The following is a 16,519-nucleotide window of genomic DNA, read 5'->3' as shown; positions in this document are numbered from 1 at the left end:
CGCTTATACAGCTATGTTGTTCTTTTTAACCCAGATGTTTACGTGTCCACGGTTGATGCGGTTATGCGTTGGTAAAGCGTGATTAGGACGTTGTTTTCTTATCCTTTCGCCAACCACTTATTTGCGGCAAATCAAAATTGCCGAGTTTGGTTAAGCGCATACTTCAGCCCAGGTTCACTAAGGAGAGCCCCCATGGGCATCAAAAGCCCGTCCTTGGCGAAAGAAATCGTTGTGATTCTGATACTTAAATTGGCACTGATTTTCATCATCTGGATGTTGTTTTTCAGGCCAGTGCAGGTGGATCAATCCAACTCGGCTATTAACAACCAATTTCTAAACGCCTCGCCTTCAGCATCCAAGGAGTCCGACAATGATCGGTGATGAAGTCGTTGATCTATCGCGCTTGCAGTTTGCCATCACGGCGCTGTATCACTTCCTGTTCGTTCCGCTCACCCTCGGCATGACCTTTATGCTTGCGATCATGGAATCGGTCTATGTAACGACCGGTAAACAGATCTACAAGGATATGGTTAAGTTTTGGGGCAAGCTGTTCGGGATAAACTTTGCCCTTGGTGTTACCACGGGTTTGACCATGGAGTTTCAGTTCGGTACCAACTGGGCTTATTACTCCCACTACGTTGGGGACATTTTCGGTGCCCCCTTGGCAATTGAAGGCCTGATGGCTTTCTTCTTGGAATCCACCTTTGTTGGTTTGTTCTTCTTTGGCTGGGACCGCCTGTCCAAGAGGCAGCATTTGATGGTGACTTGGTTGGTGGCACTGGGTTCAAACCTGTCAGCACTGTGGATTTTGATTGCTAACGGCTGGATGCAAAACCCGGTCGGCTCCAAATTCAACTTTGAAACCATGCGTATGGAAATGTCGTCTTTCAGTGACCTCGTTTTCAACCCAGTAGCTCAGGTTAAATTTGTGCACACCGTTTCTGCAGGCTACTGCACTGGTGCCATGTTCGTATTGGCTATCTCTGCTTACTTCCTGCTCAAAGGCCGTGACGTTGCTTTTGCTAAACGCTCCTTTGCTATTGCCGCGTCCTTTGGCTTGGCATCGGCGCTGTCCGTTATCACCTTGGGTGATGAATCTGGCTATGAAGTGGGTGACGTACAACAAAGCAAACTGGCTGCTATCGAAGCAGAATGGGACACTGAAGCGCCGCCGGCCTCCTTCACCCTGTTTGGTTTTCCCAACCAGAAAACAGAACACACCGATTACGCCATCAAGATCCCTTATTTGATGGGCCTTATCGCCACCCGTTCTGTTGATACTCCGGTTACCGGCATCAAAGACCTGAAAACTGAGAATGAGGCTCGTATCCGCAATGGTATCCAAGCTTATGCGCTGCTTGAAAAGCTGAAAAATGGCGAAGACACCCCGGCTAACCGCGCGGCTTTCTCTAAGCACGAAGGTGACTTGGGTTACGGCCTGTTGGTTAAACGCTATGCCCCTGATGTGGTGAGCGCTACCGATGCCGATATCAAAAAAGCCGCCAATGATACTATCCCCAATGTAGGCATCATGTTCTGGAGCTTCAGGGCGATGGTAGCGATGGGTGGCATTATGCTTATCCTGTTCGCGATTGCTTTCTACGAAAGTGCAAAGCACCGCATTGGCGAAAAACGCTGGTTACTCAAATTTGCGCTGTTTGCCCTGCCTGCACCTTGGCTGGCCTGTGAATTTGGCTGGGTTGTTGCCGAGTATGGCCGCCAACCTTGGACCATCTCTGGGGTACTGCCAACGCACTTGTCTGTCTCTACCCTGTCTGCAGGGGACGTGATGGGCAGTATCTTCGGCTTTGTCTTCTTCTACACCATCCTGCTGATTGCGGAAATGTACCTGATGCTTCGTTTTGCCCGTCGTGGACCTAGCGTGCTGGAAACAGGTCGTTACCACTATGAGACTAAGGCTGTGGAGGCTTGATCATGGATTACGAAGTATTAAAAGTCATTTGGTGGGTGCTGATCGGCGTGCTGCTGATTGGTTTCGCCATCGCCGATGGTTTCGACATGGGTGCCGGTATCCTGATGCCTTTTGTCGGTAAAAAAGACACTGAGCGTCGTATCGCCATCAATGCCTTGGGCCCGCACTGGGACGGTAACCAGGTTTGGTTTATCACTGCCGGCGGCGCCATCTTTGCTGCTTGGCCGGTGGTTTACTCGGTTGCCTTCTCCGGCTTCTACTGGGCGATGTTACTGGTACTGTTTGCCTTGTTCTTCCGCCCTGTTGGTTTTGAATACCGCTCTAAAGTGAAAGACAGCCGCTGGCGCACCGCTTGGGACTGGGGCATTTTTGCCGGTTCCTTTGTGCCTGCGCTGGTGTTCGGTGTTGCCTTTGGCAACCTGTTCCAAGGCGTGCCTTTCAAGCTAGATAGCCTGATGTATTCCAACTACACCGGTAACTTCTTCCAACTGCTTAACCCCTTCGCCATTCTGTGCGGTGTGGTAAGCGTGGCGATGTTGGTACTGCAAGGGGGTAACTACCTGCACCTGCGTACCACTGGCGATGTTGCTGAACGTGCCCGTAAATACTCTGCCATTGGCGGTGTCGTGGCGGTGGTTGCCTTCATCCTGGCCGGTGTCTGGCTCAAAGCCGGTATCGACGGCTTTGTACTGACCAAAATGGGTGACCCTAATGCGGCGCTGGACGTGCTGCACAAAACCGTTGAAGTTAAACCGGGTGCCTGGTTTAACAACTACGCTGCTGTACCGGCACTGTGGATAGCGCCACTGCTGGGTGTGGTTGGAACCTTGCTGAGCGTGTTGGTGGGTCTGAAAGGCCGCGCCGGTATAGCGTTCATCCTTAGCTCTTTGGCGATTGCCGGTATCATCTTTACTGCCGGTGGCAGCCTGTTCCCCTTCGTTATGCCATCCAGCATTGACCCGGCCAGCAGTCTGACCATGTGGGATGTGGTTTCCAGCCACAAAACCCTGGGCATTATGTTTGTTGCGGCGTGCATCTTCGTTCCTCTTATCCTCATTTACACCAGCTGGTGCTACTACAAAATGTGGGGCAAGGTGACCGAAGAACATATCGAAAAGAACCCTGTCGGCAGCTATTAAGGAGGCTTTATGTGGTATTTTGCTTGGGTCTTGGGGGTGCTGCTGGCTTGTGCCTTTGGCATCATCAACGCCATGTGGCTAGAGTTTGTTGAATTCGGTAAAGAAGAAGACAAAGACTAACCACCCTATCGAATATAACGGCAGGCCTAGCGCCTGTCGTTTTTTTAGGTACGCAAGGAGTGTCGATGTTCGTTAAGTTTCGCTGGGTTTCGGGTTTAATGGCGCTCGCGGGCGTTGTTTTTCTCTGGTACCACATGTCCATTGGCGACCTGCCGCCACACGGGCCAATGTCGATGTTATTACTGGCCATGGCGCTGTGTGTGGTGCATGCGGTTGGCTGGCAAGTAAAAACCACCTGGGAACGCTATCTTTTTTACCCGCCATTAGCCTGGGTCCTCTGGCTGTTAGCGTTGTATTTATCCTCCTGAGTCTAAGCTTTCGGCTAGGGCGTAATTTTTTTGACGCCCTGACTGGCGAAATCGTGGTTTCGATAACACAGTAAAGTCAGTTGCTAGCCGAATGTTGAACATTGTTTAGGAAGGACAATGCTCAAGACAATGGAGGGACGATGAGTCAAGTGACACTTGGAGGCGGCTGTTTTTGGTGCTTGGAAGCGGTATATCAACGTTTACCGGGTATCGAACGCATTATCTCTGGCTACGCCGGTGGCCACATTCCCAACCCCACCTATGCTGAGGTTTGCCGCGGTGAAAGCGGCCATGCTGAAGTGGTTGATGTTAAATTCAACCCACAGCTGATAACCCTTGACCAACTCTTTACGGTCTTCTTTCAAGCCCACGACCCCACCACCCTTAATCGCCAAGGCAGTGATATTGGTCCGCAATATCGCTCCATTATTCTTTACCGGGACGACGCACAGCTGCAGGCAGCGAAAACGGCGATGAGCCGGGTGCAACGTTTCTATGATCTGTCGCTGGTCACCGAGCTAAGTCCGTTAACGCACTTTTATGCGGCTGAACGCGAACACCACGACTATTTTAATCGCCATCGTTCACAACCTTATTGCCAATGGGTGATCCAGCCAAAGCTGAGCAAGTTGCAACTGGCTGAATAACAAACTGAAAATAAGGATGAACTATGCGTTTGGGTACTGTTGCGCTGCTTTGTCTTTTAGCGTCGTCATCACTGAGCTGGGCCGATGACGACTATTTAGCAGCCAGAAAAGCCCAGCAGAAAGGGAACGAAAAAACCTATTTACAGCTGCGTAAGGGACTGAATAGTCATCCCTTGGCGGGGTATCTTGATTATTACCAACTCAAAGCGCACATCGATGACATTACCGCCAAGCAGGTCCGCGATTATCTGTATCGTTACCCGGATTTACCCCTAGGCCGCTTTTTGGTGAAGCGCTTTATTGACCAAGCCGCTGCCGACAAAAATTGGCAAGGGCTGCTGGCGGTTACCTCATCCGCGCCCGATGGTATTGAGCGGCGCTGTAATTACTACCTGGCCAAATTACACACCGGCGATAAAGACGCCGCCTGGCAAGGCGCCCAGCAGCTGTATTTGGTTGGGCACTCTCAACCCGAAGCTTGCGATCCGCTGTTTAAAGCCTGGCGCGGTGCCGGGAAAATGACCCCCGAATTAATACTGTCGCGGATGGAACTGGCGTTTGCCAAAGGGCAGGGCAGTTTGCTGGGATACTTAGCACGGCAGGTGCATGGCCATCGCGCAGAGCTTGCCAAAATGATGCTTACCCTGTTTAACGACCCCGACCAAGTGGCCAGCCAGGTACCGGCACCGGGCGAGCAATCCCGTAGCCGCCGGCTAGCGGTGCTGGCGGTAGAGCGGCAAACTCGCCTCGACCCAATAAAAGGCTGGCGGCTGTGGTTACAAACCAACAAACACATGGGTTTTACCGGCCCGCAGCGTTTTGATGTTGAGCGTTACATCAGCTACCGCCTTTACGACACTGACAATGACCAAGCCATCGCTTGGCGTGACAAGGTTATTCGCACTTACCGTGATGATGACATGACCGAGCGGCGAATTCGCTTTGCCCTCAGCCAAGGCAATATTAAAGACACCCGGCAATGGATTGGCTTGTTGAGCGAGCAAGACCAGCAACTGGACCGCTGGCAATATTGGCTGGCGCGCACCGAAAACGATGCCGTTAAGAAAAAGGCATATCTTGAAAATGCCGCCAAACACCGCTCCTACTATGGTTTTCTAGCCGCCGAAGACTTAGGGCAGCCTTTTAATCTTAACGAAGCGCGGGTACCGCCGCTGACATCGGGTCTTGCGACGCTTGGGGCGTTAAAACGCATTCCGTTACTGCTGGCCATGAATGAAGACTTGTTGGCCAGAATTGAATGGTATTACCTACTGGATAAGCTGTCTGGCCCACAGCGGTTGGCGCTGGCCGGCTGGGCGCATCGGCAAGGCTATGAAAACCTTGCCATAGTGGCGGCAATACGCGGCGACGGCTGGGATTTAGTTTCACTGCGTTTCCCGCTGGCCTTTAAAGATACCTTTGAGCGCTACGGCAAGCTTAGAAAGCTGCCCCAAAGCCTGATTTTGGCACTGAGTCGCCAGGAAAGTGCCTTAAACCCCAAGGCGCAATCACCGGTTGGTGCCCGTGGCTTGATGCAATTGATGCCGAAAACGGCGCGCTTAACCGCGAAGAGGCTGGGTGATAAAGGAGGCCCTGGAAACCTGTACGACCCCCAGGTCAACATTCGCTTAGGCACCCAGTATTTGCGGGAAATGCTTGACAGGTTTGATGAAAATCGAATTTTGGCAACGGCGGCATACAATGCCGGCCCGCACCGCGTTGAGCACTGGGTGGGTAATGACTTACCCTTTGACGCCTTTGTGGAGTCTATTCCCTTTAAAGAAACCCGCAATTACGTGCAAAACGTGTTGGCGTTTAACGTGATTTATCAATACCAGTTGGGTAAAGAAAAGCCGCATATGGTGACTAAAAAAGAGCGCCAATCCGTGTATTAAAAAATCCGGCCTTGGCCGGATTTTTTAATGTTTGGCATGGCGCTCAAAGTTTTCGCGTTTTTGGGCGTCGTTTTTACGCAGCAGCACATACAAAGCGCCGGTAGAACCGTGGTGGCGCTGGGCACTGTGGTACGCCAGTACCTGCGGCATTTCCTTAAGCCATTTGGCACAGTAGCTTTTTAATAAGGCCGGAACCGGTTTGGCGTGCTCGCCGCGGCCATGCAGAATAAGCAGGGTGCGAAGGCCAATGCGGTGACTGGTTTGGATAAAGTCAAACACCTCACTGCGCGCCTCGACAAAACGTTTTTTATGCAGGTCCAGCACCGACTGAATGTCATATTTGCCTTGGCGAAGCTGCTTAAAGACGCCGTCTTGCACCCCGTCTTTTTTGTACGACAGCATGTCGTGGGGGTCGACTAAATCTACCGCTTCGGACGACAGATAATTGATGCTTTCTGCCAGCTCAGCTTGTGCTGCGGCCCGGCGGGCTTGGCTATTGCTGATTGGTGATTTTGGGGCTAGACCAATACTGTCGTCTTGAGAGATCGGTTTGACGCCTTGCATTTCCTTTTCAAACAAACTCTTGTCATCATCTTGCATCTCGACCTCCAACAACTTCTGGTAACGCGGAACCATGACCAATCGATTCGCAGCCATCGATACAGCCAGGGGACTGGCTATTTTCGGCATCCTGCTGGTCAATATCCAGTCCTTTGGCCAACTGGACGAGTTTCGTTATGACCGTTTTGCCGAGCCGGGTTTGGTTAGCCAAGGGGTTTGGTGGTTCAACCTTTTGTTTGCCGATGGCAAATTTATCAGCTTGTTGTCGATGCTGTTTGGCATGGGGCTGGTGTGGTTAAAAAAGCTCGGTAACGGCTACCAATACCGGCGTTTGCGTTACCTGGCCCTGTTTGGTCTTGTCCATGGCTTTTTAATTTGGGAAGGCGACATTTTATTGATGTACGCACTAACGGCGATGGTGGTTCTCCCCTTTGTGCGCGGCGCCCCAAGCTGGCGGCTGGGCGTGGGGGCGGTGTTGGTTATGCTTGCCACGGCGGTATTTGTGGCGCTGGTGTTGTTAACACCTGACGGTTTGAGCGTTGATACCACGCCATTGCACATCTATAACCACGGCTCATACCTTCAGCAGTGCTACTACCGAGCCGGCAACTTTATTTATACCATCGTCTCTTGGCCGCTTTTTATTTTACCGATGGTGGCAGGGTTAATGTTGATTGGCTCAGCCATTGCAGAACAGCCCCTTTGGTTTGACCGTATTCGCCGTTTTTGGTGGCTATGGTTCCTGGCCGGGTTAGTGCCCTCGCTGTTGGTATTGGATTTTTCCCCTCGCGTTGGCCACGGCTGGATGCTGCTGTTTTCCCCTTTTGAAGCCCTCGGCTACCTAGGCTTGATGCTGCAAGTTGGCGCCCGCTGGCACATTTTGCAAGAAGCCGGGCGTATGGCCCTGAGCCATTACCTGTTGCAAAGCGTAGTGATGACCAGCTTCTTTTATGGCTTGGGTCTATACGGGCAGTTTTCCCGGTTAACGCTGTTGGCCATTGCCCTGGGTTACAGCGCCGCCGCGTTGCTGCTAACGCCACTTTACCTTCGCTATTTTAAGCAAGGGCCCATGGAGTGGTTGTGGCGCCGCTTGGCGCACCGGCCTGTTATATCAGGCTAAGATTGGGCTCTTGCTGGCTTTTTTGTAGCTTTCTTAGTTGCCGCAGCAGTTCGCTCACGGCCAAGGGTTCGCCTTCTTGATAACGCCAAATGGCGGCATGCAGGTCGTTTGGATGCCAGCGTGAATGATAAAGCGCGTCTTCGTCAGCAACGGCAAGCTGGCTAACCCCAAGCACGGCGGCACGTTGTACCCAGGCCGAATCAATACTTAATAGACTTTGCGCCCTTGCCAGCAGTTGCCAGCCGGTCAAGCTATCGTGCTCATCCACACAAAACAGGCGAGGGGAGTGAATGCCTTCTAGCATCGGCGGCAGTGGGTGCAGCAGCACCAATGCGGTTTTCGGCAGGCCTTGCAGTAGTGCTTTAAATTGCTCCACTAACGGCATGAAGTAATCGCCATCGTCGTCCAGCAAATTAATGGCGACAATGCTTCTGTCGCCGATGCGGCTAAGCAAGTGTTGTTGCGGCTCGGTAAGCGGCGGTAGCCACTGGTGTTCAGGGCTGAGTTTCAGGCTGGCAAGTGCCAGATGAAAGCGCTCACCGATGTGTTGTTGGTCAGTAAAAGGCAGCCGCTCGGCGTTAAAGGGCGAACTGCCCGCCAGCATTAGGCGATGGGGGCTCGGTATTAAAAAGGGCAGGGTTTGCCGCCAGGGCGTTAAGGGCGGCAGGCTTAAATCCCAGATGCTGTTCCAGCGCTGTTGTCTTAGCCGCCATAGTAGCCTTGGCCAGCTGCCAGCGTGATAGACCACCATGGGCGCGGCTAACCAGGGTAGGTTATCCAATAGCGACTTTTGCTCGGCGCGGCAAAGCACCTGCACGTCGGCGTAATGGCTAAGGCTTTTTAACATCGGCAACGCCCAGCCAATGGTGGCGTTGTCTTCCTGGTCCAGCAAACAAAGTATGTGCCTGGTCATGGCCATTCCCTTAGATGTGTTTCCCAGTTGTTATTTTTTGCTTGAATGCACTTTTTGGTTTTGTTTATATTCAGGTGGCGCTGCAGACGTGCGGCGCCAAAACCCAACCCTTGTCGTACTACCATATCAGGGTTGGAGCAGATCAATAAATCATCAGCAGAACATGATTTCTCGTTGCCAGGCAACAGGGAGTATACCCAACCTGGACGGACTAGCTTGACCGTGTGATGTCATCAAGAGAATGACAAATTCCTTTGAGCCGGCGATCTGACTTTTCTTCACCCCTGGGGTAGTGCCGTTTGTCAGTGACGGCCGATGTCTTATAGCCCCCGCGTTATTTGTGGTTTTACCCGCCTCTGACAACAGACCTTTGCCCCGCCTTGTGCGGGGCTAATTTTATCAGTCAGGTGAGTGACTTGGGTGATTTTTCAGCAGAGGAATGAGCCGGGGCTGGCTTTTGCTTGAATGCCAAGTGCAGAGCGCTATAATGCACGCCGTTAAATCGGAAAGTAGCTCAGCTTGGTAGAGCACTACGTTCGGGACGTAGGGGTCGCAGGTTCAAATCCTGTCTTTCCGACCAAGAGTTTTGATGAATTTGCAGTGCCCCTTGGGCAGGCAACGGAAAGTAGCTCAGCTTGGTAGAGCACTACGTTCGGGACGTAGGGGTCGCAGGTTCAAATCCTGTCTTTCCGACCAATAATAAGGCAGCCTATGGGCTGCCTTTTTTGTTTTTCTAGGAACCGGCGTTTATGTGGCTAACTGAGGCCCAGTTTCAAAACCAGTATCCTGGCGATATTCGCCACTACTTCGACGCTGGCCAGCAAGGCCAATTGCAAGGTGTTGATGGTGTTACCTTGCATTACCGCTTATTCCTGCCCGAAGGCGCCAGCACACTGCTGGTATTAAGCTCCGGGCGCACCGAAAGTGTCATCAAATACCAAGAACTGATTTATGAGCTAGGCCAAAAAGGCGTTGCGGTCGCGGCTCTTGATCACCGTGGCCAGGGGCTGTCCAGCCGCATGACCGAAGATAGCCATTTAGGCTATGTGGATGATTTTGAGCATTACGCCGCTGACCTTGACCACTTTGTACAAAAGGTAGTGGTGCCACTGGGCTATGAGCAGCACTGGTTGCTGGCCCACTCCATGGGCGGCTGCATCAGTGCGCTGTTATTAGAGCGCTACCCCCATCCTTTTAAAAAGGTGGTGATGGTGTCGCCAATGTTCGCTATTCACACCAATCCGTTTCCGCAGTGGGTCGCGCGCAGTATGGCGCGCTGGCAAAGTCAGCAAGACAAAAAGCGGGGCCAGCCGCGTTATGTGCCCACCGCCGGGCCATACTTGCGCCGGGCCTTTGAAGACAACGAGTTGAGCCATTCAAAAGTGCGCTATGAGCGCTGCATGGACTGGCTTGATGAAATACCCGGCGCCCGCCTTGGCGGCCCGTCGGCGCAGTGGCTTAATGCCGCTTTTTTAGCGATGGATAAAGCTATTGCCAATGCCTGCAACATCAAGGTGCCGGTGCTGGTGATCGCCGCCGGGGACGACAAAGTGGTGAGTCTGGAAGGGCAACAAGCCTTTGTGGCGGCGTTACCTAATGGCCGTTTAGACCGGGTGGCGGGTGGCTGGCATGAATTGCTGCTTGAAAGTGACGAATACCGGTTGGTGACCCTTGCCACCCTGTGGGCGTTTTTTAACGGCTAGGGCCCTTTTCTTACCATCACTAAGGCGTGAACTTGCCGGCCCTGAATGGTGGGCAGCGGCTGAATGTCGGCTTGGTAACCTTCCTTTCTGGCAAAGCTGGCTAAGTCTTCAAAAATGGCTTGGCGCAGCGCCGGGCGGAATAACCAGCGCAGTAGCCGGTTTGGCCAATCTTTTGCAGCTTCTTCGGCGGTCATCGACAAGATACGCAAGGTGCCCATGGGAATGTCGGGCATGTCTTGTTGCTCCAGCGGCGTGTAGCTGGAGGTGTTAATCAGGTGATAATCCTTGATGGCCAGCACCATTGCTGGCAGCCGCCTTTCGGTGCCCTTTAACAGCAATTGCTGCGCCTCTTCTAGGCCAATACCCAGCGCCAGCAACTGGCGCTGGCCGCGCAGGGGTTCAAAGGCCTCGGCGCTATTAAGGTCAGCCGCAAACCATTGCCTGCCTTCGCCTTTGGGCGCGGTCGGGGCAATGTTGATAAGCTCCATGCCAGCCTGCGGTGGCAACAAGGCCTGGCCCCATTCCAGCAACACCTTGGGCTCGGTCTGCAGTAGCGGTTTTACGGCGGTGGCTAAATCGTCGATGCGGGGATTTTCTGCCGATAAATGGCGGTTAAGCCGGCTCAGCCAAGGCAGCTCATCCAAAAATGGCGTTGGGCGAATTTGATTCTGGTGCAGCAGCGGATGGCGCGCTTCTTGTTGTATTAGCTGAAACAGCACCGGGTAATCGGCCTTCCAGGCCACAGGCGCTGTTGCCCAAAGGGCGCGATATTCACTCAGCAGACGTAACCTTTCGCTCATTGCAGTCGTTCTACCTTGGCCCCTTTGGCTTTAAGCAGGCTCAGTACATTGTCTTGGCAGATAATGTGGCCCAGCCCCACTACCACCAGGGTGTTATCCCCTTTGGCGGTTTTCAACAGCTTTGGCACCCATTCCTGGTTACGCAGTTTTAAGGTGGCGTCGTGCATGTTCTGGTAGGCAGCTCCCGTGCCCTGGTTTAGCGGGCAAAGCTGGTCTAACTGCGTTAACTGGCCTTTCTCCCAGGCCGTTAGCATCGGTGCTAGGGTGCTATCTAGGGTATGCATTTCATCAACACTTTCATCAACCATCTGGTCGGCATAGGCGTCGGTAGATGCCAGCGCCTTAAATTGCCGGTCAACGGTTTCCAGGCCCTTTAACTGCCAACCCCTGGCCTTGGCAATGGCGAGCATTTGATTGTCAATGCCCAGGTTGGGGTTGTAATGCTGGGTTGCCAATGCCGCTTGCATCAGTGACATCATGGCAAACCAGGGGCGGGTGCGGTTGAGTTGGTCCATTGGCAAACCATAGTCGGCGGCCAGGGTTTCAAGTTGTTGGTAGGCGCTAGCAGACAACACATCAGCCAGGGTTCCTTGGCGCAAAATGCCGTAGCGCATGGCGGCGGCTTGCATTTTGGGCGGCGTTAATTCGCTTGGTGCCAGCTCTTGTAGCAAGGTGTTGACCTTCGGCAGTCGCTTGGCAATGCGTTCAAGATCATGGCTGTTGTCGGCTTTGCCAACATGAATGGAGCCCAGTAGCCAGAACTGGCCACCGCCGGGGGTATTTACCTGCCAAAGTGCCGGTTCTGCCAGGGTAGACGCAGAAAAAATGGCAAGCAGGATCAGAAGGATACTTTGTTTTAGCATGGGCAGATAGTAGCCCAATGCCTAGTGCTCGTCATCGAATTTTACAGACGATGCGACAAACCGCGGTTAGCTGCGAAAAAGCGTGCCTAGCAGGTTTGGCCCAACCCCTTAGATTGGGTTAATGGCTTGATAGTCGAGCAAAAAAAAGCCCGCTTGCGCGGGCTTTTTTATCAGTGCTGGTGGCCACCAGCGCCGTGTACGTGACCGTGAGAAAGTTCTTCTTCTTCGGCGTCACGCAGCTCAACAATTTCTACCGCAAAGTGCAGGAACTGGCCTGCCAGCGGGTGGTTACCATCAACGGTAACGGTTTCGTCGGTGACTTCGCGAACCACAACAGTGCGCGGGCCCGCATCGGTTTGTGCGGTAAACCGCATGCCGGCTTCGATGTCATCGACGCCTTGGAAAGCGCTACGTGGCACTTCTTGCACCAGTTCTTGATGGTAAGGGCCGTAGCCGTCTTCCGGCGCAACGCTGACTTCCAGTTTGGCGCCTTGGTCTTGGCCTTCCAATTGTGATTCCAGACCGGGGATGAGGTTGCCATGACCGTGTAGGTATACCAGAGGCTCACCGCCAGATGAGCTGTCCAGTACAGCGCCAGCGTCGTCTTTAAGTGTGTAGTGGATAGTCACTACCTTGTTTTTGCTGATGGTCATGTTGTGACCCCTATATTCGGTGCGATTAAAGGGCTGAGCCTAGCATAGGGGACGGGTCCCCCTCAAACCGGCGGGTGTTTGGGTGTCGCGCTGTTGTCACACAGCGATGTTAAAAAAGACCGTTGCCAGCCTTATTTATTTCACAAATTTACAGAAATGGGCTCTGCATCAATAAGTTGCAGTGCTGCTTGTGTGTTGTAAAAAGGTTTCTTTGTGATAATGGCGGCGCAGGAATAAAAATATTTAACAGGATAAACACCATGCTTAAACAAACCGCTTTGTTGGCGACCTTGGCATTAATAAGCCAATGCGCCAGCGCCGATGTGCTCTTTAGTGAGTACGTGGAGGGCAGCAGTTACAACAAGGCCCTTGAAATCACCAATACTGGTTCTGAGTCGGCAAGCCTGGAGGGGATGGACGTTGCCGTCTTCTTTAACGGCGCCAGTACAACCAGTACCCGCATTGCCTTATCCGGCACGCTTGCCGCTGGCGCCAGCCTAGTGCTTGCACATACCAGCGCTGACGACAGCATTAATGCTGACATTCGTTCTGGCTCCGTCAACTTTAATGGTGACGATGCCGTGGCCTTAGAAAAAGACGGCGAAATTGTTGATGTGATTGGCACCATCGGGGTTGACCCAGGCAGTGCCTTCACCAGTGATGACGGCAGTATCTCTACCCTAAACCACACCCTACGCCGTGACACCAGTGCCGGCGCTACCACGACCTTTGATTTCAGCCAATGGCAGCAATTTGACCAAGACACCTTTGACGGTCTGGGCTGCTCCGGCCTTGATGCCTGTGATAGCAGCGGCGAAGGCGATGATGGCGACGATGACAGTGCCAGTTTGGTGTGTCCAACCGACGGCTACCAAACCATTCCCAGTATTCAAGGTGACGGCGCCAGCTCGCCGCTGGTGGCTGACGGCAGCTACTATAGCGACGCACCTGTTATCACCGAAGGGCGGGTAACGAAGGTGGTGTCAGGCCTGTTTAAGGGCTTTTTCTTGCAAGACGGCGCCGGTGACGGTAACGCCAATACCTCTGACGGTATCTTTGTTTACACCGGCTCAGCCCCCGACAGCTCCATTGCCGTAGGCGATGCCGTCTGTGTACAAGGCCTGGTCGAGGAGTATTACAACTTCACCGAAATTGTGATGGACAGCTTTGGTAAGGCCAGCGATGACCTGCCTGCCGTTCAGGCCACGCCGCTGAACATCGACCCTGAAGATGTCGCGGGCTCTATGGAAAAAGTCGAAGGAATGTTGGTGACGCTAACCGACAGCTCCGACATGCAAGTGACGCGTCCTTTTAGTTACGACTATGACTCGTCACGCAATAACATGATGCTGGCCTACGGCGGTCCTCTTTATCAGCCAACCGAGCTTTACCCGGCGCTAACCGATGAAGCCGAGGCTCTGACCAGCAGTAATACGGCCCGCACCCTTTACATTGATACCGATGCCAAACCGGCGAATGGCGTTATTCCCTATTTCCCCGGTTTCGACGCTTCCCAAGGCTATATTCGGGTGGCCGACAGAGTGACTAACCTCACTGGCGTTATGGCTTATTCCTACAGCAACTACCGGTTGGTGGTGGGGGATAATCAAACCCTGAGTGCAAGCGACTTTGTGCACTTGGATGACCGAACCGCCGCGCCGGTATTAACGGCCGAAGGTGACTTGCGTGTTGCCAGCTTCAACATTGAAAACTTTTTCAATGATGCTGTCGGTGGCGACGCCAACCCCTTAGGCACTAACCGCGGTGCCACTACCGAGGCTGATTTTGTGCTGCAGCGCAGCAAAATCGTCAATGCGCTTTTAGCCATTGATGCCGACGTATTGGGGCTTGTTGAGGTAGAAAATAACGGCTTTGGTGAAAATTCGGCCATTCAAAGCCTGCTTACCGCCCTTAACGATGAACTGCCAGAAGACAAGCAATACGCGGTAGTAGTGCCAGCCGATGGTGGCACTGTGGGTACCGATGCGGTGACCTCGGTCATTTTGTATCGCCCTGCCATGGTAAGCCCGGTTGGCGACCTGGATATTCTGGATATGCCAAACCAGATAACCGTCGATGATGACGGCACCGAAGATGTGCACCATGGGGGCCGCCCCAGCATTTTGCAAAGCTTTAAGCGCGTTGTTGACGGCAGTGTGGCAGGTGATGCCTTCCGGGTTGCCATTAACCACTTCCGCTCTAAAGGCTCAAGCTGCGCCGAAGACGAAGAAGGTGTTGATGAAGGTGGCCAGGGCAGCTGTAACGAGCTGCGTAATACCGAAGCCAGTATCCTGGCCGAGCATGTGCTGGCGTCTGCTACGCCAACCTTAATTTTGGGCGACTTTAATACCTACGGCAGTGAAGATCCCATTCTGGTAATGACCCAGATCCCAAGCCTGGATCGCGATATTAAAACCGCTCACGACACCTACTTTGGTGACACCCGTGAGGCCACGCTGTATGAAAGTGCTGGCCACACCGTTACCCAAGGCTACGGGCTGGTTAACCTGGTTGATACCCACAGCTATTCCTATCAGTACGACGGTATGGTTGGCAGGCTCGACCAAGCGATTGCCACCGAAAGCTTGGCTGGCAAAGTAGCGGCTGTTGCTGATTGGCACATCAACTCGGCTGAAAGTAACCTGCTGACCTATGAAGATGACTACAGCGGCAGCCTCGTTAAATCAGAAGGACCTTTCAGTTCCTCTGACCACGACCCTGTGGTTGTGGCGCTGAAATGGCCGGTAACCAAAGCCCCGGCGATGTGTGAACACGTCATTACCAATAGCTGGCAGGGCGGTTTCCAAGGCGCTATTCGTATCACCAACACCTCTGACAGCCCCATCAGTGGCTGGCAGGTCAAATGGGGATACAAAGACGGCAGCCAAGTGTCGGGTGCTTGGGGGGGCGATGTCAGTGGTAGCGGCCCCTATACCGCCACCAATCTGAGCTGGAATAGCACTATCGCCCCGGGCGACTCGGTAGAGGTGGGCTTTACTGCCAGCGGTGATGGCCGGGCGACTGTGGTGAGCGGTGACATCTGCGCTGTGCCCAGCGATAGCGGTGATAGCGGCGACGATGACGCCCAGGTGCCGCAAGCCCAGTGCAGTTATGCGCTAACCAATAGTTGGGATGGCGGCTTCCAGGGGGCGGTGAGCATCACCAATACCTCTTCCAGCCCCATCTATGGTTGGCAAGTGGGCTGGTCCTTTACTGACGGTTCCACCATTACCGGTAGCTGGAATGCCACGCTGTCTGGCTCCGGCCCCTACAGTGCCAGCCACCTTGACTGGAACCGCAAAGTGGAACCCGGTCAAACGGTGCAGTTCGGCTTTGTTGGCCAAGGCACAGGCCAGGCATCGGCCATTACTGGCAGTGTTTGCCAGCAATAGTGCGGCGAGTGATTAAAAAAGCGGCCTCTTGGCCGCTTTTTTTAAATCCCATCTTTATGGCGCTGCTTTTGTTCTTCCTTGATGTTTCGGCGAAAAAAGCTGCGTTCCATGCGTTCGTGGGGAAATGCCGACAACACCCTGTCTTTTAGCAGTGGCGGAAAATTTGCCGAAAACGACAGTTGAATACCCAGGCGGGTTTTGTAGCCAAAAACCGCGCCCTTTATTTGGCTGTTGCCGGCCAAGCGTTTGCATGCACGTAAAAAATCGGGGGGCACAGTGCCTTTTGTTACCCGCACCCGGCCTTTATGAAAGCGCACAACAAAAACGCAAAAAAGCTGTTTTATCAGCAGGTATCCCACTAACAGCAGCAACGAGAAAACCAGCAAAGCTTCGGCATTGATGGAAAAGGGCAGTTGGTCCATAGCGTACGGCCGCCAATTTTTTGTCGATTTCCTCTTTATAGCTCAAGGCC

General features: G+C 53.2%; 16 protein-coding genes and 2 tRNA genes. 12 read left to right on the top strand and 6 right to left on the bottom strand.

The genetic code is table 11. The features are described from left to right. The first annotated feature begins 192 nt into the window (after positions 1–192). From cydP to DW350_RS12765, 7 genes are all read left to right on the top strand, one after another. Complete coding sequence (cydP, locus tag DW350_RS12795; RefSeq protein ID WP_115719296.1) at positions 193–381, top strand: cytochrome oxidase putative small subunit CydP; 189 nt, start codon at positions 193–195, stop codon at positions 379–381. Next, positions 371–1,933, top strand: coding sequence for a cytochrome ubiquinol oxidase subunit I (locus DW350_RS12790; RefSeq protein WP_115719295.1), 1,563 nt, complete (start codon positions 371–373; stop codon positions 1,931–1,933). The genes cydP and DW350_RS12790 overlap by 11 nt, the downstream gene beginning before the upstream one ends. Next, complete coding sequence (gene cydB / locus DW350_RS12785) at positions 1,933–3,072, top strand: cytochrome d ubiquinol oxidase subunit II (RefSeq protein WP_192954883.1); 1,140 nt, start codon at positions 1,933–1,935, stop codon at positions 3,070–3,072. The genes DW350_RS12790 and cydB overlap by 1 nt, the downstream gene beginning before the upstream one ends. 9 nt (positions 3,073–3,081) lie before the next feature. Further along, positions 3,082–3,192, top strand: a complete 111-nt coding sequence (gene cydX / locus DW350_RS12780) for a cytochrome bd-I oxidase subunit CydX (protein WP_115719293.1) — start codon at positions 3,082–3,084, stop codon at positions 3,190–3,192. A 65-nt stretch (positions 3,193–3,257) separates the two neighbouring features. Further along, positions 3,258–3,500: a cyd operon YbgE family protein gene (locus DW350_RS12775; RefSeq protein ID WP_115719291.1), complete on the top strand. Its 243-nt coding sequence runs from the start codon at positions 3,258–3,260 to the stop codon at positions 3,498–3,500. 140 nt (positions 3,501–3,640) lie between these two features. Further along, positions 3,641–4,147 (top strand): peptide-methionine (S)-S-oxide reductase MsrA, encoded by a 507-nt coding sequence (gene msrA, locus DW350_RS12770; protein WP_115719290.1) that lies wholly within the window; start codon positions 3,641–3,643, stop codon positions 4,145–4,147. Positions 4,148–4,170: 23 nt separating this feature from the next. Further along, positions 4,171–6,042 (top strand): transglycosylase SLT domain-containing protein, encoded by a 1,872-nt coding sequence (locus DW350_RS12765; RefSeq protein WP_115719288.1) that lies wholly within the window; start codon positions 4,171–4,173, stop codon positions 6,040–6,042. A 24-nt stretch (positions 6,043–6,066) separates the two neighbouring features. On the opposite strand, the gene smrA is transcribed toward DW350_RS12765, so the two are convergent. Beyond that, a complete protein-coding gene (smrA, locus tag DW350_RS12760) occupies positions 6,067–6,642 on the bottom strand; it encodes a DNA endonuclease SmrA (protein ID WP_115719287.1) in 576 nt (191 codons plus the stop codon). Positions 6,643–6,676: 34 nt separating this feature from the next. On the opposite strand from smrA, the gene DW350_RS12755 reads away from it, so the two are divergent. Further along, positions 6,677–7,723 carry a DUF418 domain-containing protein gene (locus DW350_RS12755; RefSeq protein WP_115719285.1) on the top strand — a complete coding sequence of 349 codons (1,047 nt, stop codon included), beginning with the start codon at positions 6,677–6,679 and terminating at the stop codon, positions 7,721–7,723. Here DW350_RS12755 and DW350_RS12750 read toward each other — a convergent pair. Further along, positions 7,710–8,636, bottom strand: a complete 927-nt coding sequence (locus DW350_RS12750; protein WP_115719283.1) for a glycosyltransferase family 9 protein — start codon at positions 8,634–8,636, stop codon at positions 7,710–7,712. The two genes, DW350_RS12755 and DW350_RS12750, sit on opposite strands and share 14 nt — an antisense overlap. A 503-nt stretch (positions 8,637–9,139) precedes the next feature. Here DW350_RS12750 and DW350_RS12745 point away from each other — a divergent pair. The 3 genes from DW350_RS12745 to DW350_RS12735 all read left to right on the top strand — a co-directional run bounded on the left by DW350_RS12745 (position 9,140) and on the right by DW350_RS12735 (position 10,339). Then, a tRNA-Pro gene (locus DW350_RS12745) sits at positions 9,140–9,216 on the top strand. Between the two features lie 39 nt (positions 9,217–9,255). Beyond that, a tRNA-Pro gene (locus DW350_RS12740) sits at positions 9,256–9,332 on the top strand. A gap of 53 nt (positions 9,333–9,385) precedes the next feature. Further along, the gene (locus DW350_RS12735; RefSeq protein WP_115719282.1) at positions 9,386–10,339 is read left to right on the top strand and encodes an alpha/beta fold hydrolase; all 954 of its coding nucleotides are present in this window, start codon (positions 9,386–9,388) and stop codon (positions 10,337–10,339) included. Here DW350_RS12735 and DW350_RS12730 read toward each other — a convergent pair. The 3 genes from DW350_RS12730 to slyD form a co-directional block, all read right to left on the bottom strand. Further along, positions 10,336–11,139: a hypothetical protein gene (locus DW350_RS12730; protein ID WP_115719280.1), complete on the bottom strand. Its 804-nt coding sequence runs from the start codon at positions 11,137–11,139 to the stop codon at positions 10,336–10,338. The genes DW350_RS12735 and DW350_RS12730 overlap by 4 nt on opposite strands. Beyond that, positions 11,136–12,002, bottom strand: a complete 867-nt coding sequence (locus tag DW350_RS12725; protein WP_115719278.1) for a TraB/GumN family protein — start codon at positions 12,000–12,002, stop codon at positions 11,136–11,138. Before DW350_RS12725 ends, DW350_RS12730 begins: the two co-directional genes overlap by 4 nt. A gap of 170 nt (positions 12,003–12,172) precedes the next feature. Then, positions 12,173–12,655: a peptidylprolyl isomerase gene (gene slyD, locus DW350_RS12720; protein WP_115719277.1), complete on the bottom strand. Its 483-nt coding sequence runs from the start codon at positions 12,653–12,655 to the stop codon at positions 12,173–12,175. 260 nt (positions 12,656–12,915) lie between these two features. On the opposite strand from slyD, the gene DW350_RS12715 reads away from it, so the two are divergent. After that, positions 12,916–16,047: an ExeM/NucH family extracellular endonuclease gene (locus DW350_RS12715; protein ID WP_115719275.1), complete on the top strand. Its 3,132-nt coding sequence runs from the start codon at positions 12,916–12,918 to the stop codon at positions 16,045–16,047. Between the two features lie 41 nt (positions 16,048–16,088). Here the strand turns inward: DW350_RS12715 and DW350_RS12710 are convergent, their stop codons facing one another. Further along, on the bottom strand, positions 16,089–16,469 hold the full coding sequence (locus DW350_RS12710) for a DUF3634 family protein (protein ID WP_115719273.1): 381 nt from the start codon (positions 16,467–16,469) through the stop codon (positions 16,089–16,091). Between the last annotated feature and the right edge of the window lie 50 nt (positions 16,470–16,519).

The sequence above is a fragment of the Gallaecimonas mangrovi genome (assembly GCF_003367375.1).
Taxonomy (GTDB): domain Bacteria; phylum Pseudomonadota; class Gammaproteobacteria; order Enterobacterales; family Gallaecimonadaceae; genus Gallaecimonas; species Gallaecimonas mangrovi.
The sequence above is the reverse complement of the archived record's forward strand: the minus strand, read 5'-3'. Positions and strand labels throughout refer to the sequence as shown.